This window comes from Rhodococcus sp. ACPA1, assembly GCF_002300195.1.
Lineage (GTDB): Bacteria > Actinomycetota > Actinomycetes > Mycobacteriales > Mycobacteriaceae > Rhodococcus_F > Rhodococcus_F opacus.
The window spans coordinates 923611-948204 of sequence record NZ_NSDX01000004.1; the positions used below are offsets into that span (position 1 = coordinate 923611).

Annotated in this window: 23 protein-coding genes; 14 read left to right on the forward strand and 9 right to left on the reverse strand. The window is 67.3% G+C overall.

Annotated features, from left to right (window positions below; translation table 11 throughout):
* The first annotated feature begins 22 nt into the window (after nt 1-22).
* The gene (locus CJ177_RS22265) at nt 23-754 is read left to right on the forward strand and encodes a sulfite exporter TauE/SafE family protein (protein ID WP_095868597.1); all 732 of its coding nucleotides are present in this window, start codon (nt 23-25) and stop codon (nt 752-754) included.
* 7 nt (nt 755-761) lie between these two features.
* Here the strand turns inward: CJ177_RS22265 and CJ177_RS22270 are convergent, their stop codons facing one another.
* Complete coding sequence (locus CJ177_RS22270; protein WP_095868598.1) at nt 762-1667, reverse strand: LysR family transcriptional regulator; 906 nt, start codon at nt 1665-1667, stop codon at nt 762-764.
* Nucleotides 1668-1768: 101 nt separating this feature from the next.
* Here CJ177_RS22270 and CJ177_RS22275 point away from each other — a divergent pair, with 101 nt between their 5' ends.
* Nucleotides 1769-2821, forward strand: a complete 1053-nt coding sequence (locus CJ177_RS22275; protein WP_095868818.1) for a YeiH family protein — start codon at nt 1769-1771, stop codon at nt 2819-2821.
* Nucleotides 2822-2944: 123 nt separating this feature from the next.
* Here the strand turns inward: CJ177_RS22275 and map are convergent, their stop codons facing one another.
* On the reverse strand, nt 2945-3733 hold the full coding sequence (gene map / locus CJ177_RS22280) for a type I methionyl aminopeptidase (RefSeq protein ID WP_095868599.1): 789 nt from the start codon (nt 3731-3733) through the stop codon (nt 2945-2947).
* Between the two features lie 96 nt (nt 3734-3829).
* On the opposite strand from map, the gene CJ177_RS22285 reads away from it, so the two are divergent.
* Nucleotides 3830-4096, forward strand: a complete 267-nt coding sequence (locus CJ177_RS22285; RefSeq protein WP_005249222.1) for a helix-turn-helix domain-containing protein — start codon at nt 3830-3832, stop codon at nt 4094-4096.
* Nucleotides 4097-4207: 111 nt separating this feature from the next.
* Nucleotides 4208-4723: a putative immunity protein gene (locus tag CJ177_RS22290; protein WP_005249223.1), complete on the forward strand. Its 516-nt coding sequence runs from the start codon at nt 4208-4210 to the stop codon at nt 4721-4723.
* A gap of 34 nt (nt 4724-4757) precedes the next feature.
* Here CJ177_RS22290 and CJ177_RS22295 read toward each other — a convergent pair whose 3' ends face one another.
* A complete protein-coding gene (locus tag CJ177_RS22295) occupies nt 4758-7112 on the reverse strand; it encodes an arylsulfatase (RefSeq protein WP_095868600.1) in 2355 nt (784 codons plus the stop codon).
* A 215-nt stretch (nt 7113-7327) separates the two neighbouring features.
* On the opposite strand from CJ177_RS22295, the gene CJ177_RS22300 reads away from it, so the two are divergent.
* The 6 genes from CJ177_RS22300 (at nt 7328) to CJ177_RS22320 (ending at nt 11623) form a co-directional block, all read left to right on the forward strand.
* Complete coding sequence (locus CJ177_RS22300; protein ID WP_095868601.1) at nt 7328-7984, forward strand: hypothetical protein; 657 nt, start codon at nt 7328-7330, stop codon at nt 7982-7984.
* Between the two features lie 343 nt (nt 7985-8327).
* Entirely contained in the window at nt 8328-9509 is a 1182-nt protein-coding gene (locus CJ177_RS22305; protein ID WP_095868602.1) for a DUF2254 family protein, read from the forward strand.
* A 235-nt stretch (nt 9510-9744) separates the two neighbouring features.
* On the forward strand, nt 9745-9897 hold the full coding sequence (locus CJ177_RS47435) for a hypothetical protein (RefSeq protein ID WP_179443264.1): 153 nt from the start codon (nt 9745-9747) through the stop codon (nt 9895-9897).
* A gap of 114 nt (nt 9898-10011) precedes the next feature.
* Nucleotides 10012-10335: a helix-turn-helix transcriptional regulator gene (locus CJ177_RS22310; RefSeq protein ID WP_061043684.1), complete on the forward strand. Its 324-nt coding sequence runs from the start codon at nt 10012-10014 to the stop codon at nt 10333-10335.
* A 21-nt stretch (nt 10336-10356) separates the two neighbouring features.
* Nucleotides 10357-10842 (forward strand): SRPBCC domain-containing protein, encoded by a 486-nt coding sequence (locus tag CJ177_RS22315; RefSeq protein ID WP_005249225.1) that lies wholly within the window; start codon nt 10357-10359, stop codon nt 10840-10842.
* 205 nt (nt 10843-11047) lie between these two features.
* On the forward strand, nt 11048-11623 hold the full coding sequence (locus tag CJ177_RS22320) for a dihydrofolate reductase family protein (protein ID WP_095868819.1): 576 nt from the start codon (nt 11048-11050) through the stop codon (nt 11621-11623).
* Between the two features lie 42 nt (nt 11624-11665).
* Here the strand turns inward: CJ177_RS22320 and CJ177_RS22325 are convergent, their stop codons facing one another.
* Complete coding sequence (locus tag CJ177_RS22325) at nt 11666-12160, reverse strand: pyridoxamine 5'-phosphate oxidase family protein (RefSeq protein WP_095868603.1); 495 nt, start codon at nt 12158-12160, stop codon at nt 11666-11668.
* Nucleotides 12161-12667: 507 nt separating this feature from the next.
* Here CJ177_RS22325 and CJ177_RS22330 point away from each other — a divergent pair.
* Complete coding sequence (locus CJ177_RS22330) at nt 12668-13630, forward strand: MBL fold metallo-hydrolase (RefSeq protein WP_005249229.1); 963 nt, start codon at nt 12668-12670, stop codon at nt 13628-13630.
* A gap of 36 nt (nt 13631-13666) precedes the next feature.
* Nucleotides 13667-15322, forward strand: coding sequence for an FAD-dependent monooxygenase (locus CJ177_RS22335; protein WP_095868604.1), 1656 nt, complete (start codon nt 13667-13669; stop codon nt 15320-15322).
* Here the strand turns inward: CJ177_RS22335 and CJ177_RS22340 are convergent.
* On the reverse strand, nt 15316-15897 hold the full coding sequence (locus CJ177_RS22340; protein ID WP_063819623.1) for a helix-turn-helix domain-containing protein: 582 nt from the start codon (nt 15895-15897) through the stop codon (nt 15316-15318). The two genes, CJ177_RS22335 and CJ177_RS22340, sit on opposite strands and share 7 nt — an antisense overlap.
* An 82-nt stretch (nt 15898-15979) precedes the next feature.
* On the opposite strand from CJ177_RS22340, the gene CJ177_RS22345 reads away from it, so the two are divergent.
* The gene (locus CJ177_RS22345) at nt 15980-17356 is read left to right on the forward strand and encodes an FAD-binding oxidoreductase (RefSeq protein WP_095868605.1); all 1377 of its coding nucleotides are present in this window, start codon (nt 15980-15982) and stop codon (nt 17354-17356) included.
* A gap of 77 nt (nt 17357-17433) precedes the next feature.
* Nucleotides 17434-18918 (forward strand): peptide MFS transporter, encoded by a 1485-nt coding sequence (locus CJ177_RS22350; protein ID WP_095868606.1) that lies wholly within the window; start codon nt 17434-17436, stop codon nt 18916-18918.
* A 33-nt stretch (nt 18919-18951) separates the two neighbouring features.
* Here CJ177_RS22350 and CJ177_RS22355 read toward each other — a convergent pair whose 3' ends face one another.
* The 4 genes from CJ177_RS22355 to CJ177_RS22370 are packed head-to-tail and all read right to left on the reverse strand — an operon-like array spanning nt 18952 to nt 24568.
* A complete protein-coding gene (locus tag CJ177_RS22355; protein ID WP_061043658.1) occupies nt 18952-21039 on the reverse strand; it encodes a heavy metal translocating P-type ATPase in 2088 nt (695 codons plus the stop codon).
* Between the two features lie 36 nt (nt 21040-21075).
* Nucleotides 21076-21396: a metal-sensitive transcriptional regulator gene (locus CJ177_RS22360; RefSeq protein WP_005249239.1), complete on the reverse strand. Its 321-nt coding sequence runs from the start codon at nt 21394-21396 to the stop codon at nt 21076-21078.
* A complete protein-coding gene (locus CJ177_RS22365) occupies nt 21393-23663 on the reverse strand; it encodes a cation-translocating P-type ATPase (RefSeq protein ID WP_095868607.1) in 2271 nt (756 codons plus the stop codon). The genes CJ177_RS22360 and CJ177_RS22365 overlap by 4 nt, the downstream gene beginning before the upstream one ends.
* Nucleotides 23663-24568, reverse strand: coding sequence for a hypothetical protein (locus tag CJ177_RS22370; RefSeq protein ID WP_095868608.1), 906 nt, complete (start codon nt 24566-24568; stop codon nt 23663-23665). Before CJ177_RS22370 ends, CJ177_RS22365 begins: the two co-directional genes overlap by 1 nt.
* Nucleotides 24569-24594: the final 26 nt, after the last annotated feature.

Consider the following 24594-nt stretch of genomic DNA (forward strand, 5'->3'; position numbering starts at 1 on the left):
CCCGATCGAGAAGGGAGTCGCGATGACGATGCTCCTCATCGGTGCCCTGTGCATCGGCATCGCGTCCGTCATCGGCGGCGCCACCGGGTTCGGGACGGCACTGATCGCGACACCGGTGATGTTGATGGTCGGATTCGCCGTTCCCGAAGTGGTATTCGTCAATCTGGTGGCAGGACTGATCACGCGGATCGGCGCGGCATATCAGTTGCGGGAACACATCAGCTGGGGGCGGGTGGCACTGCTCGGTGGCGGTAGCCTGCCCGGCGCCTGGCTGGGCGCGGTCACTCTCGGTCTGATGCCGGAGCAGTATCTGAAGCCGGCAGCGGGAGCCGTGGTGATGCTGTGCGGGCTCGCGATGGCACTGCCCACCCGCGGGGACGCCACGCGTGTGCCCTCCACGACCGCGCACGTCCTCACCGGATCGGTCGGTGGCTACCTCGGAACGACGACGTCGCTCAACGGACCGCCACCGGTTCTGTTGCTCATGCGAGCCCGGTTGCCACCGATGGCGTTCATTGCCGATCTCGCAGGCTATTTCATCGTCGCGAACGTCATGGCTCTCGCTGTCCTGTGGTTCCACGACGAGATCACGGAGTCGATGTTCTGGCCGCGCCTCCCGGTGTTCGTCATCGCCGCGCTGATCGGCAACGTCACCGGGCTCGCGATCGCCCGCCGACTGCCGCCGGGGGTGTTTCGTTCCGCGGTCATCGTGCTGGTGATCGCCGCCGGTGCGGCGACCTGCCTTCTCGGATGACAGCCGCTCAGGGCTCGGCACCGACCCGTCGGACCAGACGCACCAGTTCGCCCGCGGGACCGTCGAGCTGACGCGCGCCCCGCCACACGGCCCGCAGCACCCTGTCGAGCTCGAGGCCGTCGACGTCGATCACCTTCAGTTCTCCGGCGCCGACCTGCTCCGCCACCGCGAGGGTACTCATCACCGCGGGGCCGACTCCGGCCAGCACGCTGGTGCGAATCGCGGCGGCGCTGCCCAGCTCGAGAAGCGGTGCCGCCCGGTCGTATTCCTGTAATGCCACGTCGAGGGTGGTTCGCGTGCCGGATCCCGGCTCGCGGACCAGGAGCGGTGTCAGCGCCAACTCGGCGACGGACAGCGCCTTCCGTCGCCGCGCCCACGGGTGGGTGGGATGAACGACGACGACCAAGCGGTCACGCGCCACAGTGAGACTCTTCAACGGTCGCGGCACCGTCGGCGATTCGACGAACCCGACGTCGCAGATCCTGCTGTTGATCCGCTCGAACACCTGAGTCGAGTTGTGCACCTGCAGGTGAATGGTCACGTCGGAGTGCAAGCGGCGAAACTGCCCCAGCCATCCCGGCATCAGGTGTTCCGCGACCGTCATGCTCGCACCCACCGTCAACTCGGCGGCGCGTTCCGCGCGCAGTCCCTCGGCCACGTCGAGCAGCCGGCGCGTATCGGAGAGCACCCGGCGTGCCCAGTGCGCGATCACGGTTCCCTGCGGTGTCAGTATCGAGCCCGTCGGGCTGCGCTGCAGCAGTGTCATGCCGAACTGACGCTCGAGTTGCTTGATGGCGCGACTGGCATTCGGCTGCGCCATTCCGGCGAGTCTGGCGGCAGCGCTGAGGCTTCCGTGGTCGTCGACGCCGACGAGCAACTCGAGAACGGGGAACTCGGGCCATCTGCGGGGCATGCATCGAGTATATGACCCTGGCGCAAGACATATCACGTTGATATGTGTTCATGTCGAGATGACGGCTACCGGAGACGGCCGCGGTGACGGACCGTGAATCCATGAGTAGTCAACTGAGCGAGAAGTCCGAGGAACAGCGCGTCGAGAGCCCGGCAACGCTGCCGCGACTGCAGACCGCCACGGCCACTCTCCTGCCGGGTCTGGCGCTGTGCGCCGTCGCCACCGCCGTCGCCATGGGTTTCGGCCGGTTCCTTCCGACGGTGAGCCCGCTGCTCATCGCCATCGTGCTCGGCGCCGTGCTGTCGAACGTCGTGCACCTGCCCGAACGCCTGCGCCCGGGCCTGCAGTTCTCCGCCAAGAAGCTGTTGCGGGTGGGCATCGCCCTCCTCGGACTCCAGTTGATGCTGAGCGACATTCTCGGACTGGGCTGGGGCGTCATCGTCGTGGTGGTGTCGATCGTCTGTCTGGGCATCGTGGGAACGATGTTCGTGGGCAAGCTGCTCGGCCTCAGCTGGACCCAGCGACTGCTCATCGCCTGCGGATTCTCGATCTGCGGCGCGGCCGCGGTGGCAGCGGTGGACGGTGTCGTGGACGCCGACGAGGAAGAGGTGATCACCGCGGTCGCGCTCGTCGTCATCTTCGGCACGCTCATGATCCCGGCAATCCCACTGCTGTCGCGGGCGCTGGGACTCTCCGACACCGACGCCGGCCTGTGGGCGGGCGGATCCATCCACGAGGTCGCCCAGGTGGTCGCCGCGGGCGGCGCGATCGGCGGTGCCGCATTGGGCGTGGCCGCGGTGGTCAAACTCGCCCGCGTCCTCATGCTCGCCCCGGTCATGGCCGTCCTCAGCGTGCGCCAGCGCAGGCTCGCCGGCACCGACGCCGACGTGAAGCGGCCGCCGCTCGTCCCGCTCTTCGTCCTCGCCTTCCTCGCCTGCGTCGGCCTGCGGTCGTCCGGCCTGCTGCCCACGGGCCTGCTCGCCGAGGCCAAGATCGTGCAGACCGCCCTCCTCACCGCCGCGATGTTCGCCCTCGGCGCCGGCGTCCAGATCGCCACGATCAAGAAGGTCGGCGCACGACCCTTCGTGCTCGCAGGCATCTCCACCGTCTGGGTCGCGTCGATCGCCCTGGTCGGTGTCCTGCTCGCGGGGTGATACCGCTACCCACCCCCTTCGCCCCCGTCGCCTCCCCCGCCGCGACGAACGGGACGCTCGTTGCTTCGGATCGAACGAGCGTCCCGTTCGTTCGGCGGGGGCCGTCGTCCGGGGGCCTGGCAATCACAGTGCAGTTGCAGCGACCTGTTCCCGGCGCGTCAACACGAGCGGCGCGCCGTCGGTGATTGCGATGGTGTGCTCGCTGTGCGAGGTGCGCGATCCATCCGCGGAGCGGATGGTCCACCCGTCGGGGTCGTAGACGATCTTGTCCGTACCGGCGGCGAACCACGGTTCGAGGGCGAGGGTCAGCCCCGGGCGCATTGTGAGTCCTCGGCCCGCACGTCCTGTGTTCGATACGTGCGGATCTTCGTGCATGGTCCGCCCGAGCCCGTGACCACCGAATTCAGTGTTGACCGGGTACCCGTACTCGGCGGCGACCGCGCCGATCGCCGCAGACACATCGCCCAGCCGGTTGCCGGGTACCGCGGCGGCGATTCCGGCTGTCAGGGCCTTTTCGGTGGCTGCGATGAGGCGCTCGTCCTCGGGTCGTGGATTGCCGACGATGATGCTGCGGGCACAATCGGCGACCCACCCGTCGATGGAGACTGCGATGTCCATGGTCAGCAGGTCCCCGTCCTGCAGCACGTAGTCGTGCGGCAGGCCGTGGAGTACCGCGTCGTTGACCGACAGGCAGATGACGTTGCGGAACGGTCCGCGCCCGAATGACGGCGCATAGTCCCAGTAGCACGACGTGGCGCCGCGCTGGGCGATCAACTGCCGGGCTCGGTCTTCGAGCTCGAGCAGATTCACGCCCGGTTCGGCGCGGTGTTCGAGATCGTCGAGCAACTCGGCGATGAATGTGCCGGTGACGTCCATCGCGGCGACCTCGCGGGGTGTTTTCAGTTCCAGCACCAACTACTCCTCTTCGTACGCACAAATTCGGTATTAAAATACCACCCTAGACTGCGGGCTGGGATTTTCATACCGCTGCAGGGTTAGACTGCTCGCATGGTGCGTCTCCCTCTGACCCCGGAACAGCTGGCCGCAGGCAAGCGCCTCGGTCATCAGCTACGGCAGGCACGGGGTGATCGCACCCTCGCCGAGGTCGCGCAGGAGGCCGGGATCTCTCCGGAGACTCTTCGAAAGATCGAGACCGGGCGGATGGCGACACCCGCATTCACGACCGTCGCGGCCCTCGCCCGGGTTCTTCCCCTGTCGCTCGACGAGCTTGCCGATATCTGCCTTGCACACACCGACCTCCGGCAAACCGGGTAGCAATTCTCCAGCTCGAGCAGAGCTGCCCGCACACAGGATTCAGATCCGGGGCACGAGTCATGCGCAGCTTTCGGGTGCTGTGGCCGGATGCAAGTGATAGAAGTTCTAGCCATGATCCTCCCGAAGGTCCGAGACCCTCGCTTCGTCACGATCCGCCGCGGTGGGACCCTCACCGACTCGGATCATCAGCTTCTGGCCCTGTGGGCGGCATCGTGCGCGGAGCACGTCCTCAACCTGTTCGAGTCGGCTCGACCTGAGGACACACGACCGCGTGAGGCGATCGAGCATGCCCGCGCGTGGGTGCGTGGGGAGGTCGAGATGATGCAGGCCCGCGCAGCGGGAGGCCATGCGATGGGCGCGGCCAGAGACCTGCGCGGAGCGGCACGGCACGCTGCATACGCTGCGGGGCAGGCCGGAGCCGTCGCGCACGTTGCGGCGCACGAACTCGGTGCTGCCGCCTATGCGATCAAAGCCGCACGTGCTGCCGCGCCGGAGGATGAGGGCGAGGCAGCCGGACGACGTGAGTGCCGGTGGCAGCGTGACCAGCTCCCTGAGGCGATTCGCGAGCTCGTACTCGACGACCAGCGGTTGCGGAACGACATCTGCTGGTCGGTGTTCGACTGCTGAGGGCGCGTCGCGACGGCACCTGGTTTGTCCAGTGCTAGTCGATCATGAACCAGCCCCGGACCTGTGACTCGTGGTCGACGTATCGTTCGCCGGAGACGTCGACGACGACCTTGTCGATGGTGCCCCCGGTGAACGGGAACGGTGCGGTGTAGTCGGCGGTGACCGGGGAGGCGCTGTCGCGTCCCACACAGATACCGTCGCCGACGAGGCAGAACACGCCGGGCTGGGTGACGATCTCGCTGCTGGCCACCTGTTGGTCGTCGAGGTAGAGGTCGAGGGTGCCGGCGAATCCGGGCATGGTCGGGTCCTCGTTCTTGCCTTTCACGGTGAATTCGGCGGTGCACACGTGGGCGCCGGGGGTGAGGTCGCGGTCGGCGGCGACGTCCTCGATGCGGGTGCCGAGCCAGTTGAATGTGTAGCGGAGTCGGTGATCCTTGACGTAGAGGCTGTGTCCGCCGGCGACGCCGCCGTGCGCGTAGAGCACGCCCTCCGCGTCCGAGGTGTCCACGTGGACTCCGGCCGCGATGGTGTACGAGCGGCCGGTGATCGGTGCGCCCGCGCTTTCGGGGACGTCCGCGCAGTTCGGGTAGTAGACGTAGTGGTCGCGGGGCTTGGCGGGGTGTGGGCGGTCCGAGAGGACCTGTTCGAGGGCGTTGCGGTCATCGAGTGGGAGGCCGTTGAAGACGCCGGCGTAGTAGAACCAGAGTTCCTTCATCTCGGCGAGGCGTTGCGGTTCGGTGTCGGCGAGGTTGTGGGATTGGGCTCGGTCCTCGTCGAGATGGTAGAGCTCCCAGACGTCGTGGCCGAAGTTGCCCCAGCCGGAGATCGGCGGGTGCAGGGCACACGCGAGCCACCCGTCCTGGTACAGGGATCGCTGGCCGAGCATCGCGTAGAACTGCGTCTCCTTCCCCGGGGCGGTGGGGTCGGTCAGCGTCGCCGCGAAGCTCTCACCCTCGATCGGACTCTGCGTGTAGCCCTTGAGCACCGCGGGCGCGTCGATGTCGAGGAGTTCGTAGATGGTGGGCACGACGTCGACCGCGTGAATGTACTGGTGCAGCGGTTCGGGGCGGGGCGCCAGCTTCGCCGGCCAGGAGATCATGCACATGTCGGCGATGCCGCCCTCGTAGCCGGCCCACCGCTTCCAGTACGGTAACGGGGTGTCGAACGCCCAGGCCCATCCGGTGTTGTAGTGGTTGTACGAGGCGGGACCACCGAGTTCGTCGAGGTGCGGCAGTGTCACCTCGGTGGTGTCGGCGACTCCGTTGAAGAACCGCCATTCGTTGAACGACCCGTTCGGGCCGCCCTCGCCGCTTGCGCCGTTGTCGGAGATCACGACGAGCAGGGTGTTGTCGAGTTCGCCCGAGTCGGCGAGGAAGTCGATCACTCGGCCGAGCTGATCGTCGGCGTAGGAGATGAATCCGGCGAACACCTCGGCCATCCGGATGAACAGGCGCTGTTCGTCGGCGGTGAGTGAGTCCCACGGGCGGACGGTGTCGAGTATCGGCCAGAGCTGACCGTCCGGGCCGGTGGTGTTCGGCTCGCCGTGGGGATTGATCGGCGAGAGTTCGGTGTCCGCCGGCAACAAGCCCAGTTCCTTCTGGCGGGCCAGGATCTCGGCGCGGATGGCCTCGTAGCCCTGGTCGAACTTGCCCTTGTATTTGTCGGCCCATTCGGAGGGGACGTGGTGCGGGGCGTGCCCGGCCTGTGGGGCCAGGTACATGAAGAAGGGTTTGTCGGGGTCGACGGCCTTGGCGTCGCGGATGAACTCGATCGACTTGTCGGACAGGTCTTTTGAGAGGTGGTAGCCGTCCTCGGGGGTAGCGGGTGCCTCGATCGGGTGGTTGTCGTAGACGAGGTCGGGGTACCAGCTGTTGGACTCGCCGCCGAGGAAGCCGTAGAAGCGTTCGAAGCCGCGGCCGAGCGGCCACCGGCTCTTGACCGCCGACATGTTGCATTCCTCGCTCGGGGTCAGATGCCATTTGCCGACGCAGTAGGTGTTCCATCCGCGTTCGGCCAGTACCTCGGAGATGAATCCGTTCTCGAAGGGGATGTGGGTCGAGATGCCGGGGAACCCGGAGCTGAGTTCGGCGACCGTGGCCATCCCGTTGGAGGTGGCGTTGCGGCCGGTCAGCAGCGACGCACGGGTGGGCGAACACAGCGCCGTGGTGTGGAAATTCGAGTAGCGCACACCGGCGTCGGCGATGCGCCGCATTGTGGGGGTCTCGATGGGACCGCCGAAGACGTCCATGCTGCCGTAGCCCACGTCGTCCCACACAATGATCAACACGTTCGGGGCGCCCTCGGGGGCCGGGGTCGGCAGGTACGGCGACCAGTCCGCCACCGAGTCTCGAATGTCGACCGCGATCTTGCCCTTACGGTTCGTGGCCATGGTGGTGCTCCTCCGGTCGACGGCCCGCTGCGCACTTCTCGGCATGCGGGAACCCCACTTTTCAGCGTTCCCGGTGTGGTGTCGGGGCGTCTTCGCATCACAAGCACAAGCCGGGCGGGACTTATTCGCGCACGGTGCAGCAGAGCGCACCGCGGCCGCGGCGAGGTTCGGTGGCCCGCTGGCTTCCCGAACCCGAGTTCGGCCATGATGGACCCATGGCCGATACGCGCGGCGAGGCCCAATTCCGCCAGCTGCGGACGCCGCGGTCCGCGGCGGTCGCGGGCATCGTCTTCGGCGCGCTCTTCGCCACCAGCATCGTCCTGCTGGTCACGGCGATGCCGTCCACCGCTGCGACGCCCTGGGTGCGCGGTGGCTCGAAGATCACCACCGCCCTGTTCCTTGCCCCGATCGCGGGCATCGCGTTCTTGTGGTTCGTCGGTGTGCTCCGCGACCAGTTCGGCAACCTCGAGGACCGCTTCTTCTCGACCGTCTTCCTGGGTAGTGGGCTGCTGTTTCTCGCCATGACCTTTGTCTCGATGGCGCTCGCGGGCGCACTGCTCGCCGTTTCCCGGCACTCGTCGGATGTCGTCGAGACCGACATCGTCTTCTTCGGTCGGGAGGTGATGCTGCACATCAACAACGTCTACTCCGTGCGCATGGCCGCGGTGTTCATGATCTCCCTGGCCACGATGTGGTTGCGGACGAGGTTGATGCCGAAGCCGCTGGTGATCGGGACGTATCTGCTCGCTGTGGTGCTGCTGGTGGTTGTCAGCTTCAGCTTCTGGGTGGCGCTGGTCTTCCCGGCGTGGGTGCTGGTAGTCAGCGTGTACATCCTCGCCACCGAGCACCGACAACCTACTAGTCCGGGCTGAGACCTGCGGTGACAGCGCGGCGATTGGCCGACCTGGTTCACCGTCGTGCCGGCGGGCCGTACTTCGCGCCCCACTGCCGAGCGGCGCGATCGAAGCTCTCGGCTAGGTCATCGCGCTGTTTCTGATCCGCCGCGACCGACCGTGCGCACGCATCGAACCGCTCACACGCCGCCCCCGAAGACCGTCATTCGCCGACTCGGCGCAACGGGTTATCACCGCAGCTCTGGCCGACCTCGGGCTCGGAGTGCTTTGGTGGAACAAGGGAGAGACGAACCCGATCGATAGAGGAGCCGGTCATGGCCAAACCGTGCAGAGGCACCGGCCGGTTACGGCCGGGTACCTGATGACCAAAGCCCCCGCCGCTGATGCCTACCGTCATCGACGAATCCTGAACGCCGAACTCGCCCAGGTGCTGTACATCCTCGCCGGGCTGGGTCTGGGACTGACCGTGCCGAGAATTCGGCGTGGACCCGACCTGCCGGCCCAACAGGTGATCGGCATCCTGACCACGATCGGACTCGGCGTGCTCGGCCTGGTCGCCGTCATCTTTTCGCTAGGGATCCTGGTCGTACGGTGGGCGGCCTCGAACTACAGCCCACGCCTCACCGAATTCCGCGACACCCCGATCTTGCGGCAAACCTTTGCGTTCGCCCTCGGCGTGACCGTCTTCTGCATCTCGGCGGCCTTCACTATCGGCCCTCACCTCCGGGTCTCGATGGCCGTCCTGATCACCGCCATCGTTTTGCTGGTTCTGATGGCGGGCCTGCTTCGGACACTCCAAGTGACAGTGGCAACCTCCATTCAACTCTCGCCCGTCCTGAGTTCCATCGCCGCCCGCGGCCGCGACCTCCTCGACTCCGCGTACCCGGACGACGCCGGCACCACGGCGTCACCCGCGGCGCCCCTGCCCGTGCCTTGCACGACGGTTACCTGGGCGAATCCCACGACCGTGCTGCAAAGAATCCAGGTCGACCGCCTCGTCGGCGCCGCGCAGGCCGCGAATGCGGTCATCGTCCTGCGCGCAGCCCCTGGCATCACCCTGCAGTGCGGCGTGCCCGTGGCCGACATCCACGGACAGCTCCCCGCCTCGGTGGTCCTCGGCGGGCTGGTCGTCGGCAGCGAGCGGACGTTCGAACAAGACCCGCTGTTCGCGTTCCGGTTGCTGACCGACATCGCGCTACGCGCCCTGCGGCCCAATGACCCGGCAACCGCCGTCCAGGCCTTGGACTACCTCGAGGACCTGCTCGGCCGGGCCGCTGCAGCACCGACCGAACCCCGCCGCGTCACCGACGACGACAACGCTCTGCGCCTGGTGATCGCGCGACCGGGCTGGGACGAGTTCGTTCGGACCAGCCTCGACGACCTCATCACCTCGGCGGCGACCACGCCCAGTGTCCTGCTCCGCATCCAGAAACTGCTCGAACGCGTGCAGAGCCGGGCTCAGCCGGACCGCCACGAGGTGCTCACCCCGCGGCTGACCCGGGTGAACGCATACCTCGCCACACTCTTTCCCCCGCCCGCGTAAACGCCGTCGGGGCACAGTTCACCTCCGGGCGGGTTCCACTGCTTCCGGACTCCCGGCGGGGATATCGGCGAAGAACTGTGGGCTCGAATGGGTTTCGCCCCCAAGCGGGGGCTGCCGGAAGCTTCGCGCGAGCGACCATGAATCGGCGGCGGCCTGGAAGAACCCGAGGTGGGTAAGTCACGAGGCAAGGTGAGGACATCATGACTGCTCATCAGCTGAGGCCATAGGTCAGCTGATGACGGAGGCGCATCGGTTTCCGTGCGCCAGTTCATGGGACGGCAACGGCGAGATCGCCGCGGTGAACACCGTGTTCCTCGACGCCCGGTTGATCAAGACTGCGAGGGGTGTCGTTAGTGCATACCCGAGCGGCAAACATTTCGGCAACTGACGTCGATCGGGGCGCCGTCGGCTCGCGTTGTCGAAGGTGCCATCCGCCGCCGACTTGCATCCTGAGAGTCGAAGCAGCCTTGCACATACAACCAATTGGTTGTATGTTCTGAGTGTGTCAGAAACAGAAGAGGATCAGGCCGATGCCCTGTTCCACGCGCTGTCCGACAGAACGAGGCGCGACATCATGCGTCGCGTGCTGGCCGGCGAGCATTCCGTCTCGGCACTGGCAGCGAATTACGACATGAGTTTCGCTGCGGTACAGAAGCACGTCGCCGTCCTCCAGAAATCCGGCTTACTCGTCAAACGACGCAGCGGCCGTGAACAACTCGCCACGGGCGATGTGGAAGCAGTCCGCGCGGTGTCGTCCATGCTGGCCGAGCTGGAACAGGTCTGGCGTGGGCGTATCGCACGCATCGACGAACTGATCGCAACGTAACTCCAACGGAAGGAATGAACGATGCCTGTCACCAATGTCAGCCACGACATCGATGCACTGACTTTGACCATCACCGCCGAGTTCGCCGCCCCCCGAGCGCGGATCTGGCAGATCTATGCCGATCCTCGCCAGCTCGAAAAGATCTGGGGTCCACCGACGTACCCGGCGACAGTGGTCGACCATGAGTTCGCCCCCGGCGGTCGGGTCACCTACTACATGACCGGGCCCGAGGGCGACAAGCATGCGGGTTTTTGGAACATCATCTCCGTCGACGAGCCGACCGGCTTCACCTTCACCGACGGGTTCGCCGACGCGGATTTCACCCCGATCGAATCGATGCCCGTGTCCACCAACGAGTTCTCCTTCCAGGAAAGGGACGGCAGCACCATCGCCACCTACGTCAGCACCTACGCAACCGCCGAAGGTCTCCAGCAGGTGCTCGACATGGGCGTGGTCGAGGGTGCCTCGCAGGCGATCGGCCAGATTGACGACCTCATCAAGGGTTGAGCCTGCCGGTTCACCGCACAGGGCGATCTCGCCGCCTCGCCCTCCACGCGCGAGGCGGCGAGCCGGCACGAAGGGCGCGACACTCCTGTTGCGACCATGCGTCGTAGGCCTGCACGACGCTGTGGTCAGTCCGGCGGCGATGAGTTTCGCAGTGGTTGCCAGTCTGTACCTACACCGATCGACAACCGTACTCGAGGAGAACGACATGACCGCGACCTACACCTTCGACGTCTTTTCCAGCCTCGACGGCTACGGCGCCGCCAGTGCCGACTGGACCGGCTACTGGGGTAAGCAAGGCCCCGAGTTGCTCGACCATCGTCTTGACCTGTACGGCGCGGAGCAGCGGATGGTCTTCGGAGCCAACACGTATCGGGTATTCGCGCAGATGCTGGCCTCGAGCACCGAGGAATCCGACGTGCGCGATCCATGGGTCACTCGGATGAGGAGCCTGCCGGCAACGGTGGTGTCGACGACACTGGAAGGACCCCTCGACTGGCCGGACGCGACCGTCGTGAGCGGTGACGCCGTCGACGTCGTCGCCCGGCTCAAGGAGGAGTCCGAGGTACCGTTGCGCTCGCACGGCAGCCTGTCGATGAATCGGGCGCTGATGGCCGCCGGCCTGGTGGACCGCGTGCAGGTGACGCTCTTTCCTGTCATCACCGCTCGGACCGGGCTGGACCCGATCTTCCGGGGTGGGGCCGACTTCGACCTGGAGCTGCTCGAGAACCGGACGCTCGACGGTCACATCCAAGAGCTCATCTACCGGCCCACCCTCCATTGACCTGTACTCACCTGCACGGGGCCGGGTAACCGTGCCACACCGTCATCCCCCGGTTCGCTCGACCAGCTCCTGCAGGAATCGTGGAAGTCGGCCGGCGCCGAAGTCGTAGTAGCGCACCCAGTGCGGTGTGATCGCGATACGCGCCATCTGGTCGTACAGCTCGCGACAGTTCTGCTCGAACGGGGCCGCCGACTCGGCGTCCATCGCCTTCCTGGCGCTGGCCAGGTATTCCTCGGTCACCCCGTCGACGATCCGGATACTCGCCCGTCCGCGAATCGACAGGGCTCGGGCTTCGCCGGGCGTGTCGCCGCTGTCGATCGTCAGGGCAACGTCCGGGCGGGCTGACAGCGCCGCGACCTTGGGTGCGGTCGCGGCGGTGGAGACCACGACCTGGTCGCCAGTCCAGTAGAAGCCGATCGGGATCACCCGCGGGGTTGCGTCCGTTGCGAGGTACGCCAGGCGGGCCATCGAGCTGCACTCGAGCAGCTGCTGCGCGCCGGTGCCGGCGAGTTCGTCGTCGATCTCGTGCCGCTCCATGTGTATTCGCCTTCCGTCGTGGCGCGACCCTCATGGCCGCGCTCACGTCGGGGACGGCGCCGACCGCGGGTTCTCGACATCGAGCGGTGGAGGAATTCGCATCGCATTCGGGCCGCGCCGTTCAGCACCATCCCCTTCCCTCACCAAGGCACGCCGACGGCGGATCGGGTAAGCACGCCGTCTCGATCAGGTCGAGCGGGACGTCTTCGGTGACCGGCGGCAGGAACGGCGCGCCGCCACCGACGACGACCGGATTGCGGAATATGCGCAGCTCGTCGACGAGGCCGAGCTCGATAACTCGACCCTGATACCCACCCCCGTCTACCCACCCCCGTCGCGACGAACGGGACGCTCGTTGCGTCAGATCGAACGAGCGTCCCGTTCGTCCGGTCGGTCGGCCGCGGGTGCAGGGTGCCCAGGCAAATTTTGATCAAGGCTTTCATTATTTTGTGATCCGGGTTACTGTGGCCACCATCAATCAAACCTTTGATTAGTTAGGTGGATCGCATGAGCCCCACAAGTTTCGCTTCGTCGGCCGACCTCGGTGAGAAGGAGCAGACCCTCGAGGTCCTCGCCGACGGCGTGTACGCCCTCACCGCCGAGGGGGATCCCAACATCGGCGCCATCGAGGGCGAGGACTTCGTCGTCTGCTTCGAGGCGCTCGCCACCCCGGTGGCCGCCCAGGACTGGTTGCGCAAGCTGCGCGAGCACACCGACAAGCCGGTCCGGTACCTGGTGCTCTCGCACTACCACGCCGTCCGCGTGCTCGGTGCGTCCGCGTTCGACGCCGAGACCATCGTGTCGCACGAGACCACCCGCGCCCTCATCGAGGAGCGTGGAAAGGAAGACTGGGCAAGCGAATTCGGACGCATGCCGCGGCTGGCCAAGGCCGCCGACTCGGTGCCCGGACTGACGTGGCCCACCCTGACGTTCGCCGACAAACTCACCATCGACCTCGGCGGCGGACGCGGCGACCTCGTGCTCCAGCACTTCGGCCGCGGACACACCGAGGGCGACATCACCGCGTGGCTGCCGAAGCAGAAGATCCTCTTCGCCGGCGACCTCGTCGAGGCGCAGGCCGCGCTCTACACCGGCGACGCCTTCCACCGCGACTGGTCCACCGGCACCCTCGACCGGATCAAGGCGCTCGGCGCGGAGGTCCTGATCGGCGGACGCGGCGCCGTCTCCCACGGGCGGGAGGCCGTCGACGCCGCCATCGAGCAGACCCGCCACTTCATCGAGGTCATGTTGGCCGAGGTCGGGGCGGTGCAGCAGCGCGGCGGCACCCTGAAGGAAGCGTTCGAAGCCACCCACGCCGCACTGAACGAGCAGTACGGGCACTGGCCGATCTTCGAACACTGCCTCCCGTTCGACGTCTCCCGCGTGTGGGACGAGCTGTCGGGCATCGAACGGCCCGTCATCTGGACCGCCGAGCGTGACCGCGAGGTCTGGGACCAGTTGCAGGGCTGAAGTCCGTCACCGTTTCACACTGACAAGGCGAGGATCATGGGAAGACGACACACCCGCGGCGGCACGGTCACCGTCGTCGGCAACGGCCCGGTGGGGCAGACGACGGCGTTGCTGCTGGCACGCTGGGGCATCCCGGTCACGTTGCTCGACGCACGGGCCGAACGCGACCCGATCGGATCGAAGGCGATCTGCCAGCAGCGGGACGTCCTCGAGGTGTGGGACGCGATCGGCGTCGGCAGGCAGCTGGCCGACGAGGGCGTGACGTGGGGGTGCGCCCGCACGTTCCACCGCGACCACGAACTGTTCGCGCAGACGTTCGTCGACCGCGGCATCTCGTCGTTCCCGCCGTTCGTCAACATCTCCCAGGCGCGGACCGAGGAACTGCTCGACGAGCGGATCGCGGCCACGTCGTCGATCGATGTCCGGTGGGGATACGAGGCCACGTCGGTCGATCAGGACGAGACCGGCGTGACCATCACCTGCCGCACACGCTCCGGGGAGGAGGCCGTCACCTCGGACTACGCGGCGGTGGCCGTGGGGTCGCGGGGCAGTGCGATCCGGCGGCAGCTGGGCGTCACGTTCGACGGTCGCTCGTTCGACGACAAGTTCCTGATCTGCGACATCGCCGCCGACATTCCGGGCTGGGCCGACGAACGCCGCTTCTACTTCGACCCGGAGTGGAACCCGGGCAGGCAGGTGCTCATCCACCCGTGCCCGGACTCGACGTTCCGCATCGACTGGCAGGTGCCCGGCGAGTACGACCTCGAGGCCGAGGAGAAGTCGGGTGCACTGGACGCGCGGATCCGGAAGATCATCGGCGACACCGACTACCGGATCGTGTGGAAATCGGTGTACCGCTTCCACTCCCGGGTCGCGAATCGGATGCGCGTCGACCGGGTGCTACTGGCCGGCGACGCCGCGCACATCGTGTCACCGTTCGGGGCGCGCGGCCTGAATTCCGGTGTCGCCGACGCCGAGAACGCGGCGTGGAAGCTCGCATTCGTCCTGCGCGGCTGGGCCGACGAGTCGCTGCTCGAGACGTACCACACCGAGCGGCACGCGGCGGCCGTCGAGAACATCGCGGTCACCACGGCGACGATGGATTTCCTCGTGCCGCAGTCCGAGGGCCAGCACCGGCACCGGCGCGACGTGCTCACCGCGGCGGTCACCGACCCGCAGGCCCGGGTGAAGGTCGACAGCGGTCGCCTCGCCGAGCCGTTCTGGTACATCGAATCACCTTTGACCACAATCGATCCGGAACGGCCGTTCGCCGGGCGCCCCGAGCGTGGCTGCACCCCAGCCGCGGCGCCGGGAATCCTCGTGCCCGACACCCCGGTGACGCTGCGCGGTGGTGCCGGCACCCGGCTCCGCGACATCGCCCGGTGCGGAACCCTTCTCCTGCTCGGTGACGGTGTGGACGTCGACGAGATCCGCAGCGCGGCCCTCGGCGCGGTGCACACACCGATCCGCCTCGTCCGGCTGTCGGAGATCGACAGCACCGGCGTCCTCACCGCCGCGTTGGACGCGAAGCCCGGCGAGGTGTGGGTCATCCGCCCCGACGCCTACATCGCGGCGGTCACCCACACGGTCGACGGGCTGGTGTCCGCGCTGCACCGGATCACCGAACCCGTCTTCGCCGCAATGGAATCCCTCGTGAATCCAGATCGAGTCGTCGCAGCAGCTCCTCAGTAGCTCGGCGGCGACATCATCCAGAGCGCAACGGCGGGGTTGCCGTCGATCTCCCGGGCGCGGTGCGGGCGGGAGCTCGAGTACGCGACGCTGTCGAGTGCGTTGAGCACGTCGGTGTGCTCACCGATGGTGACCTCGATGCGGCCGGAGATGACGAGCAGAACTTCTTCGGAGTCGCCGTGTGCGTACAGCTCGTCGCCGGTGGTCCCGTACGGGTCGAACTCCCCGATGAACGATTCGAGCTGGCGATGGGTCGTCGGGGTGATGCGGACCTTGCGCGCGTTGGTGCCGAAGGCATTGAAATGGGCGGTGCGGTACCGGTGCACGGCGGTGGAGGATGCCTCGGTGAACAGCTCACCGACGTTCATCTGCAGGGTGGCGCAGATCCTCTGCAGGGTCGCGATGCTGGCCGTGTTGCGGTCCCGTTCGAGCTGGCTGAGAAACCCCTCACTGACCTCGGCTTTTGCAGCGACCTCGGCCAGCGTCAATCGCAGCGCGCGTCGTCGTGAGCGCAGCCGCGCACCCAGTGAGTGGGGATCGACCGCTGGGGAACCGTCGTCCGTCGATGCACTTGACATACCTCAGAAAGTACATCAGCCTTTGGTTGTGATCAAGATAACTTGATCTTAGGTAAAGAAAAATTGACCGGGGAGTCTCTCCATGCGAAACGGCCACCTTTCCCACTGGATGTCGCGAGATGATCTCGACACTCCGGCGACAGTCCCCTTGGACCGCGACCAAGAAGTCGATGTCGCGATCGTGGGCGGTGGACTCTCCGGTTTGTGGACCGCGTGGGCACTGACTCAGGCCGACCCCACACTGTCCGTCGCCGTGCTCGAAGCCGAGCGCCTCGGATTCGGAGCCTCCGGACGCAACGGCGGCTGGTTGTCGGCCAAACCCGTTGGAATCCGCGATGTTCTGGCACGTGAACACGGCGGTCGTGCCGGAGTCCTCGAGATCGAACAGCGACTGGAAGAATCCATACACGACGTCGTCGACGTGCTCGGCGCCCAGAACATCGACGCCCGCCACGGCGGCTGGATGCAGGTGGCCCGCTCGGCCAGCGAGCAGAACCGAATCGAAAGCTACCTTGCCAAGAGCCGTAGCTGGGGCATCGACGAAGGACACCTTCGCCTCCTCACCGCCGCAGAGGCGAGTGAGCGGGTGAATATCGCGGGTGTGACGGGCGCCCTGTACTCACCGGACAACTACTGCGTGGATCCCGTCAAGATGTTGCTCACTCTGGCGCGGACCGTTCAACGGGCCGGGGTGCGCATCTACACCTCGTCGCGCGTGGACACGATCGAGCCCGGCCGACTCTCCGTCGGCGCTCACACCGTGCGGGCACGTCGGCATGTCGTGGTCGCCACCGAAGGCTATTCCTCTCGCCAGCGGGGACAGCGCCGACGGATGCTCCCCCTCAACAGCGCGATGCTCGTGACCGATCAGCTCACCGACGATCAGTGGGAGCAGATCGGCTGGGCGCACGGTGACGGAGTGTCGGGTGCAGCCCACACGTACTTCTACGGCCAGCGAACGCCCGATGGGCGCATCGCGATCGGCGGCCGCGGCAAGCCGTACCGATTCGCCTCCGGCTTCGACCGTGACGGTGAAGTCGACCAGCACACCATCGCTGCACTGACCAACCTCCTGGCGAACCTGTTCCCGCACGTCCCCCTCGCTCCGGCCCACGCGTGGTGCGGCGTACTCGGGGTGTCCCGCGACTGGTCGCCGTTCATCGACAACGACCCCAGCAGCAAGATCCTGCGCGTGGGTGGCTACGCCGGCCAGGGGCTGACAGCCGCCCATCTCGCCGGCCGCATCGCTTCCGACCTGATCCTGCAGGGCGATACCAAGCTCTCCACACTGCCCTGGGTTCGCCAGATGCCCAGACGTTGGGAACCCGAACCGCTTCGGTGGATCGGCGCACACGGCCTTTATCGCGTCTACTCGATCGCCGACATTCTCGAGGCCCGGTCGGCCCGCCCTCGAACCTCCCGACTCGCGCTGCTGGCCGACAAGATCGCCGGGCGCTGATCTCTCGCCACCAGCACGCGCTCAGCGCCGAGGCGCCGGTGCGCACTTCACCCCCTTCCCCGAACACAGGGAGAGACATGACCGAGATCGACAAGAGCGTCGCAACCGAGGACCGCCCCACGGTGGAGCGGAAGAGGTCCGAGTCGCTCGGGCAACCCAAGGGTCTATGGAACCTGGCGTTCACCGAACTCTGGGAGCGTTTCAGCTTTTACGGCTTGCAGGGAGTTCTCAGCTTCTATCTGTTGTACTCACTCAGCGACGGCGGCCTCGAACTTGCGCCGGCGACCGCGGTCAGCATCGTCGGAGCCTACGGCGGCTCGGTGTACCTGTCTCAGATCCTCGGCGCATGGATCGCCGATCGGCTGATCGCGCCACGCAGAATGGTCCTCTACGGCGCCGTCATCATCACCGCCGGGCACCTGGCACTCGCGGTCCTCGACGGCCTCGGGGGTTTGGCTGTCGGGCTCGCGCTGATCGTTCTGGGCACGGGCGCTTTGAAGACGAACATCACGTCGATAGTGGGCATGCTCTATGCGAACAATCGCGCCGCACGCGACGCCGGTTTCTCGTACTTTTACATGGCCATCAACACCGGTTCCGCAGTCGGACCGCTGCTCACCGGATTCACTCAGAGCCGATGGGGATTCCACGCAGCCTTCGGCCTCGCCGCCATCGGGATGGTTGGCGCGCTCATCCAGTACTCGTGGAAGATGCGCGACCTTCCCGCCGAGGCCGGTGTCGTCAAGAATCCCATCGCTCGCACGCGCCTGCCCTACGCGTTCGCCGCCGTCGCTGCCGTGACTGCGTTCGTGGTCGCCCTCTGGCAGCTCGGGCTCGTAGACAACACCAACCTTTCGCAATTCGTCGGGGTCGTCATCCTCGTCGCCGCGATCATCTATTTCACCGTGATCCTGCGTTCGCGGAACGTGACACCGGCGGAGAAGCGTCGTATGAGGGGCTTCATCCCGCTGTGGATCGCAAGCCTGCTGTACTTCGGATTCCTGTTCCAGAAGTTCACCACCATCTCGGTGTTCATCAAGGATCGGGTTGATCTCGACGTCGGTGGCCGGCAGGTCCCCGCCCCCTGGCTGACCACCATCAGTCCGGTCTCCGCGGTCCTGCTCACCCCTCTCGTCGCCATGTTGTGGACGAAGCTCGGCACTCGCCAACCGACTACGTCCGCGAAGTTCGCCATCGGCCTGACCATGGTCGGCTGCGCCTACCTACTGCTGTTGCTCTCGCAATTCTTTCCTGACAAGACCGTGCCACCGCTGCTGGTTCTCGTCAGCATGGCCATTGCCGGTTCATCCGAAATCTTCGTCGGCCCGGTCGGACTCGCACTGGCAACGCGCATCGCACCCGATCGGTTCAAGGCGCAGAGCGTGGCACTGCTCTTCCTGACCCTCGCCGGTGGATCAACGCTCTCCGGCCTACTCGGCGGACTGTTCACCACAATCTCCCCGGGAACCTTCTTTCTCCTCGTCGGTTCCGGGGCCGTCCTACTGGGAGCAGTACTGCTCGCCGTCTCGCGCAACATCGAAGCACTGACCGACAGCAGATAGTGAGGGCACTGGCACGGTCGACGTAGACCGCGGTCAGTTCCGGCTCAGCCGTGCGGGATCCAGATCCAGTCTTCGCAGCAGCTGGGCGTTGAGGGCGACGACGATGGTGGAGACGGACATCAGGATCGCCGCCACGGCGGGTGAGATCGCGACCCCGGCGAACGCGAGGACCCCGGCGGCCAGAGGGACGGCAATGACGTTGTATCCGGTGGCCCACACCAGGTTCTGCCACATCTTGCGGTAGCTCGCCTGCGACAGGTCGATGATCGAGAGGACGGCGCGGGGGTCGTCGGCGGCGAGGACGACACCGGCCGATTCGATGGCGACGTCCGTGCCGGCGCCGATCGCGACGCCGACGTCCGCGCGGGCGAGTGCGGGCGCGTCGTTGACGCCGTCGCCGACCATCGCCACCCGGTGACCGCGCGCCTGGAGTGCGGCCACCTCGGCGTCCTTGTTCTCCGGGAGCACGTCGGCGAACGCTTCGTCGATCCCGAGATCGGTGGCGACGGCGTCGGCGACCTGGCGGGCGTCGCCGGTGATCATCGCGACCTTCACACCGCGCTCGTGCAGGGCGTCGATCGCCTGCCGCGACTCCTCTCGGACGGCGTCCTCGAGCGCCACCGCGCCGAGCACCCGCCCGTCGCGGACCAGGTGGAGGACGGAGGCGCCGCGCTCGACCCACCGTTTCGTCTGCGCCGCAACGTCACCGGGGACCGTCATGTTCAGTTCGGCGAGCATCGCCGGTCCGCCGACGGCCACTTCCATGCCGTCGACGTTCGCACGCACCCCGCGTCCGGGCAGTGACCGGAAGTCGGACGCGGTGCGCCGCTCGTCCGCGGGCACGTTCGCGGCCGCCTCGGCGACGATGGCCCGCGCGACCGGGTGCTCGCTGTCGGCCTCCACGGCGGCGGCGAGCGCGAGCAGTTCGGTCTCGGTGACGCCCGCGGTGGTGACCACCCCGGTGATGGCGTGCCTGCCCTGGGTCAGTGTGCCGGTCTTGTCGAACAGGACGACGTCGACGTTGCGCATGCGTTCGAGCGCCAGCCGGTCCTTCACGAGGACACCGGCCTTCGCGGCGCGTTCGGTGGAAATAGCGATCACGAGGGGTATCGCCAGGCCGAGCGCGTGCGGGCAGGCGATCACCAGAACGGTGACGGTCCGCACCACGGCCTCGTCCACGTTGCCGAGCAGCGACCACACCACGAACGTGAGAAGCCCTGCGATCGAGGCGAAGTAGAACAGGAACGCCGCGGCGCGGTCCGCGAGGGCCTGTGCCCGGGACGAGGAGGACTGCGCGTCGGCGACCAGTCGCTGGATGCCGGCGAGGGCGGTGTCCTCCCCCACCGCGCCCACCTGGATGCGCAGCGCGCTGTCGGTGGCGACGGTGCCGGCCACCACGGTGTCGCCGACCGACCGTGGGACAGGGTTGGACTCGCCGGTGATCATCGATTCGTCGACCTCCGCACGGCCGTCCTCGACGGTGCCGTCGGCGGGGATGCGGCCACCGGCCCGCACCAGCACCAGGTCGCCGGTGGCGAGTTCGGAGACGGGCACTTCGGTGACGCCGTCGTCGGTGACCCTGTCGGCGGTGTCCGGCAGCAGCGCGGCGAGCGCGTCGAGGGCACCGGACGCCGACCCCAGCGCCCGCATCTCGAGCCAGTGTCCGAGCAGCATGATGACGATGAGAAGCGCCAGCTCCCACCAGAAGTCGAGGTTGAATCCGCCGATCTGCAGGGTCGTCACCCACGACGCGAGGAACGCGACCGTGATCGCCATGCCGATCAGCAGCATCATGCCGGGCCGCCGCGACTTCAGTTCACTCCACGCGCCGGTGAGGAACGGCGCACCGCCGTAGAAGAAGATCGCGGTGCCGACCACCGGCGGAATCCACGACGCACCGGGGAAGTCGGGGACGGTGTAGCCGAGGAGGTCGGCGAACATGTGGCTGAACACCACCACCGGCACCGACAGCGCGAGGCTGATCCAGAATTTCTGCCGGAACACCTCACCGTGCGCCCCGTGACCGGCGTGCCGATCCGTGTGGTCACCGTGTGCGTCGTGCCCGGCGTGTCCGGTGTGCCGGACCTGTTCCACTTCCTGCTGCTGATGATCGTGAGACATGCCTGCTCCCTCGGAAGCTGCTCTCGTGGTCTGGTTTCAGGAACGCACCAGTCGTGCGATGGCGTCGGTGGCTTCCTTGATCTTCGCGTCGGCCTCGGTGCCGCCGGCGACGGCGGCGTCGACGACGCAGTGGCTGATGTGGTCTTCGAGCAGACCCAGCGCCACGGCCTGCAGCGCCTTGGTCATCGCGGAGACCTGGGTGAGGATGTCGATGCAGTACTTCTCGTCCTCGACCATCCGTTGCAGACCCCGCGCCTGGCCCTCGATGCGGCGCAGGCGCTTGAGGTAGTCGTCCTTGGCGCTGATGTACCCGTGGCCGTTCGTGTGGTCGTGGTCGGTGGTCGGTTGCTCGGTCATTGTGATTCCCCTCGGGTGGGAGTGGTCAGGGGCTGGAAGCGGCGCAGTCGCAGGCTGTTGCTCACGACGAACACCGATGAGAATGCCATGGCGGCACCGGCCAGCATGGGGTTGAGCAGGCCCGCCGCCGCCAGTGGCAACGCCGCGACGTTGTAGGCGAAGGCCCAGAACAGGTTGCCCTTGATCGTGCTCAACGTCTTGCGCGACAACCGGATCGCGTCGGCCGCGGCCCGGAGGTCGCCGCGTACCAGCGTGAGGTCGCTGGCCTCGATGGCCACGTCCGTGCCGGTTCCCATGGCGAGACCGAGGTCGGCCTGAGCGAGGGCGGCGGCGTCGTTGACCCCGTCGCCGACCATCGCGACCACCTTGCCCTCGGCCTGCAGACGCTTGATCACGTCGACCTTGTCCTGAGGCAGCACCTCGGCGACGACGTCGCCGATACCGACCTGGGCGGCGATCGCCCGGGCTGCGGAATTGTTGTCGCCGGTGAGCATGATCGGGGTGAGGCCCAGTTCGCGGAACTGCGACACTGCCTCGCGCGACGTCGGCTTCACGGTGTCGGCGACCACGAGCACGCCGCGCGCCTGGCCGTCCCAGCCGATACCGACGGCGGTCTTGCCCTCCGACTCCGCCGCGTCGACGGCGCGCTGGAGTTCCGTGGTGAGGTGCAGCGACCAGTCGCGGAGCAGTTTCGCGCGGCCGATGACCACCGCGTGTCCGTCGATCATGCCCTGGACGCCGAGTCCCGCGATGTTGGTGAACTGTTCGACGTCGGGCAGCGTCGTCAACCGGTCCCGTGCCGCGCGGGTGATCGCCCGTGCGATGGGATGCTCGGACGCGTCCTCGAGGGCGCCGGCGAACCGCAGAACCTGCTCCGCGTCCTGGCCGTCCGCGGCGACGACGTCGTGCAGCGACATGGTGCCGGTGGTGACGGTGCCGGTCTTGTCGACGACCACGGTGTCGACTCGCCGCGTCGATTCCAGAACTTCGGGTCCCTTGATCAGGATGCCCAGCTGGGCCCCGCGTCCCGTACCCACCATGAGTGCGGTCGGGGTGGCGAGTCCGAGCGCACACGGGCACGCGATGATCAGGACGGCGACCGCGGCGGTGAACGCGGCGGCGACCGAACCGCCGGTGCCGATCCAGAAACCGAGGGTCGCGACCGACAACGCGATCACGATGGGGACGAAGATGCCGGAGATCCGGTCGGCCAGGCGTTGCACCTCGGCCTTGCCTGTCTGCGCGTCCTCGACCATCCACGCCATCTGCGCGAGCTGCGTGTCGGCTCCGATCCGGCTGGCGCGAACCACGATTCGGCCGCCGACGTTGACCGTCGCACCCGCCACCTCGGCGTCCGGTGACACCTCGACCGGCACGGATTCACCGGTCAGCATCGACGCGTCCACCGCCGACGAACCTTCGACGACGACGCCGTCGGTGGCGATCTTCTCGCCCGGCCGGACCACGAAGAGGTCGCCGACCTCGAGCTGGTCGATGCCGATCAGCTGTTCGGTGCCGTCACGCAGCACCGAAACCTCTTTGGCGCCCAGTTCGAGCAGCGCCCGCAGTGCCGCTCCCGCCCGCCGTTTGGCGCGGGCCTCGAAGAAGCGGCCGGCGAGGATGAACGTGGTGACGCCGGCGGCGGCCTCCAGATAGATGTTGCCGGTGCCGTCGACCCGCGCGATCGTGAGCTCGAACGGGTGCGTCATCCCCGGCATGCCTGCGGTGCCCCAGAACAGGGCGTACAGCGACCAGCCGAACGCGGCCAGCGTGCCCATCGACACCAGGGTGTCCATGGTCGCGGTGCCGTGCCGCAGGTTTGTCCAGGCGGCCTTGTGGAACGGCCAAGCACCCCAGACCACGACCGGGGCCGCGAGGGTGAGCGAGAGCCACTGCCAGTTCGTGAATTGCAGCGCCGGGATCATCGCCATCGCGATGACGGGGACCGTCAGCACCGCCGACACGAGCAGCCGCTGTCGCAGTTCCGCCGCCGGGTCCTCTTCCTCCGGGGCCGGGGGCTTCACCTCGGGCAGTCGCGCCGTGTATCCGGCCTGCTCGACCGTGGCGACGAGGTCTTCGGGCGAGACGTCGGCGGCGTCGTAATGGACGCGGGCCTTCTCCGTCGCGTAGTTGACGGTCGCGGTGACGCCGTCCAGTTTGTTCAGCTTGCGCTCGATGCGGTTGGCGCACGACGCGCAGGTCATTCCGCCGATGGCCAGTTCGATCTGGGAATCGGGCGGTGCCGCGATGTCGGTCGAGGGGGTCATCACTTCTCCTCCGGTCCGGCGGTGGCGGTGAACTCCGCGGTGTGGACGGCACCGGCGTGCTGGAAGTCCAGGAACAGCCGGTAGTCGCCCGGACTGGGCGCGGTGACGGCGAAGTCGATCCCGGGGCCCGCCGCGGTGACGCCGTCGCCGGGATGTCCGTCCGGGTGCACGTGCAGGTATCCGAGGTCGGTGGTGCGCAGCGCCACCAGGTGACCGTATGCGCCGAGGTACGGCTGCAGATCGGTGACGGGCTGACCGTCGCGGCTCACCGAGAGCGTCACGTTCGACGTCTCCCCCGGCCGCAGCGCGCCGTCGAGCGTGACGGTGTACCCGTCCACGGTGGCGGTCGCTGCGGGGGCGGGCAGTTCCTGTGGGTCGTAGGTGCCCGCCACGCGCAGGTCCGTGCCCAGGGTGACGCCTTCCCCGCCTGCCGGGGTGAAGTCCGCGAACACGCGGTAGTCGCCGCCGCGGGTGAGGTCGAGGGGGACGCTCCACGTTCCGGTCGCGTCGAGCGTCGGGTGGACGTGCTGGAACCTGGCGAGATCCCGGCGCACGACGATCAGGTGCAGCAGTTTCTCGTGCTCCACGGTGTAGTCCGTCACGGGTACCCCCGAGTGGTTCGTGATCCGGAACTGCACCGGGACCGCGGCACCGGCGGTGACGTGGTCGGATGCCAGTTCGAGGGTGTAGCCGTCGGCAGTGGGCGTCAGTCCGCCCGGGGTCGCGTCGGCGACGGCGTCGTGGCTCGAGGTGTCATGGCCTGTCGCGCCGTGTCCGTCGTCCTCGGCCGTGTGCGCGGCGGGCTCGGCGACGTCCGGGCCGGCAACCGACCCGAGAGCGAGCGCGGCGCCGAAGATCACGACGAGGCCGACGGTGAATCCGGCGAACTTGCCGGTTGCGTTCATGGTGGGGCTCCTGTGGTGGAGTGGCT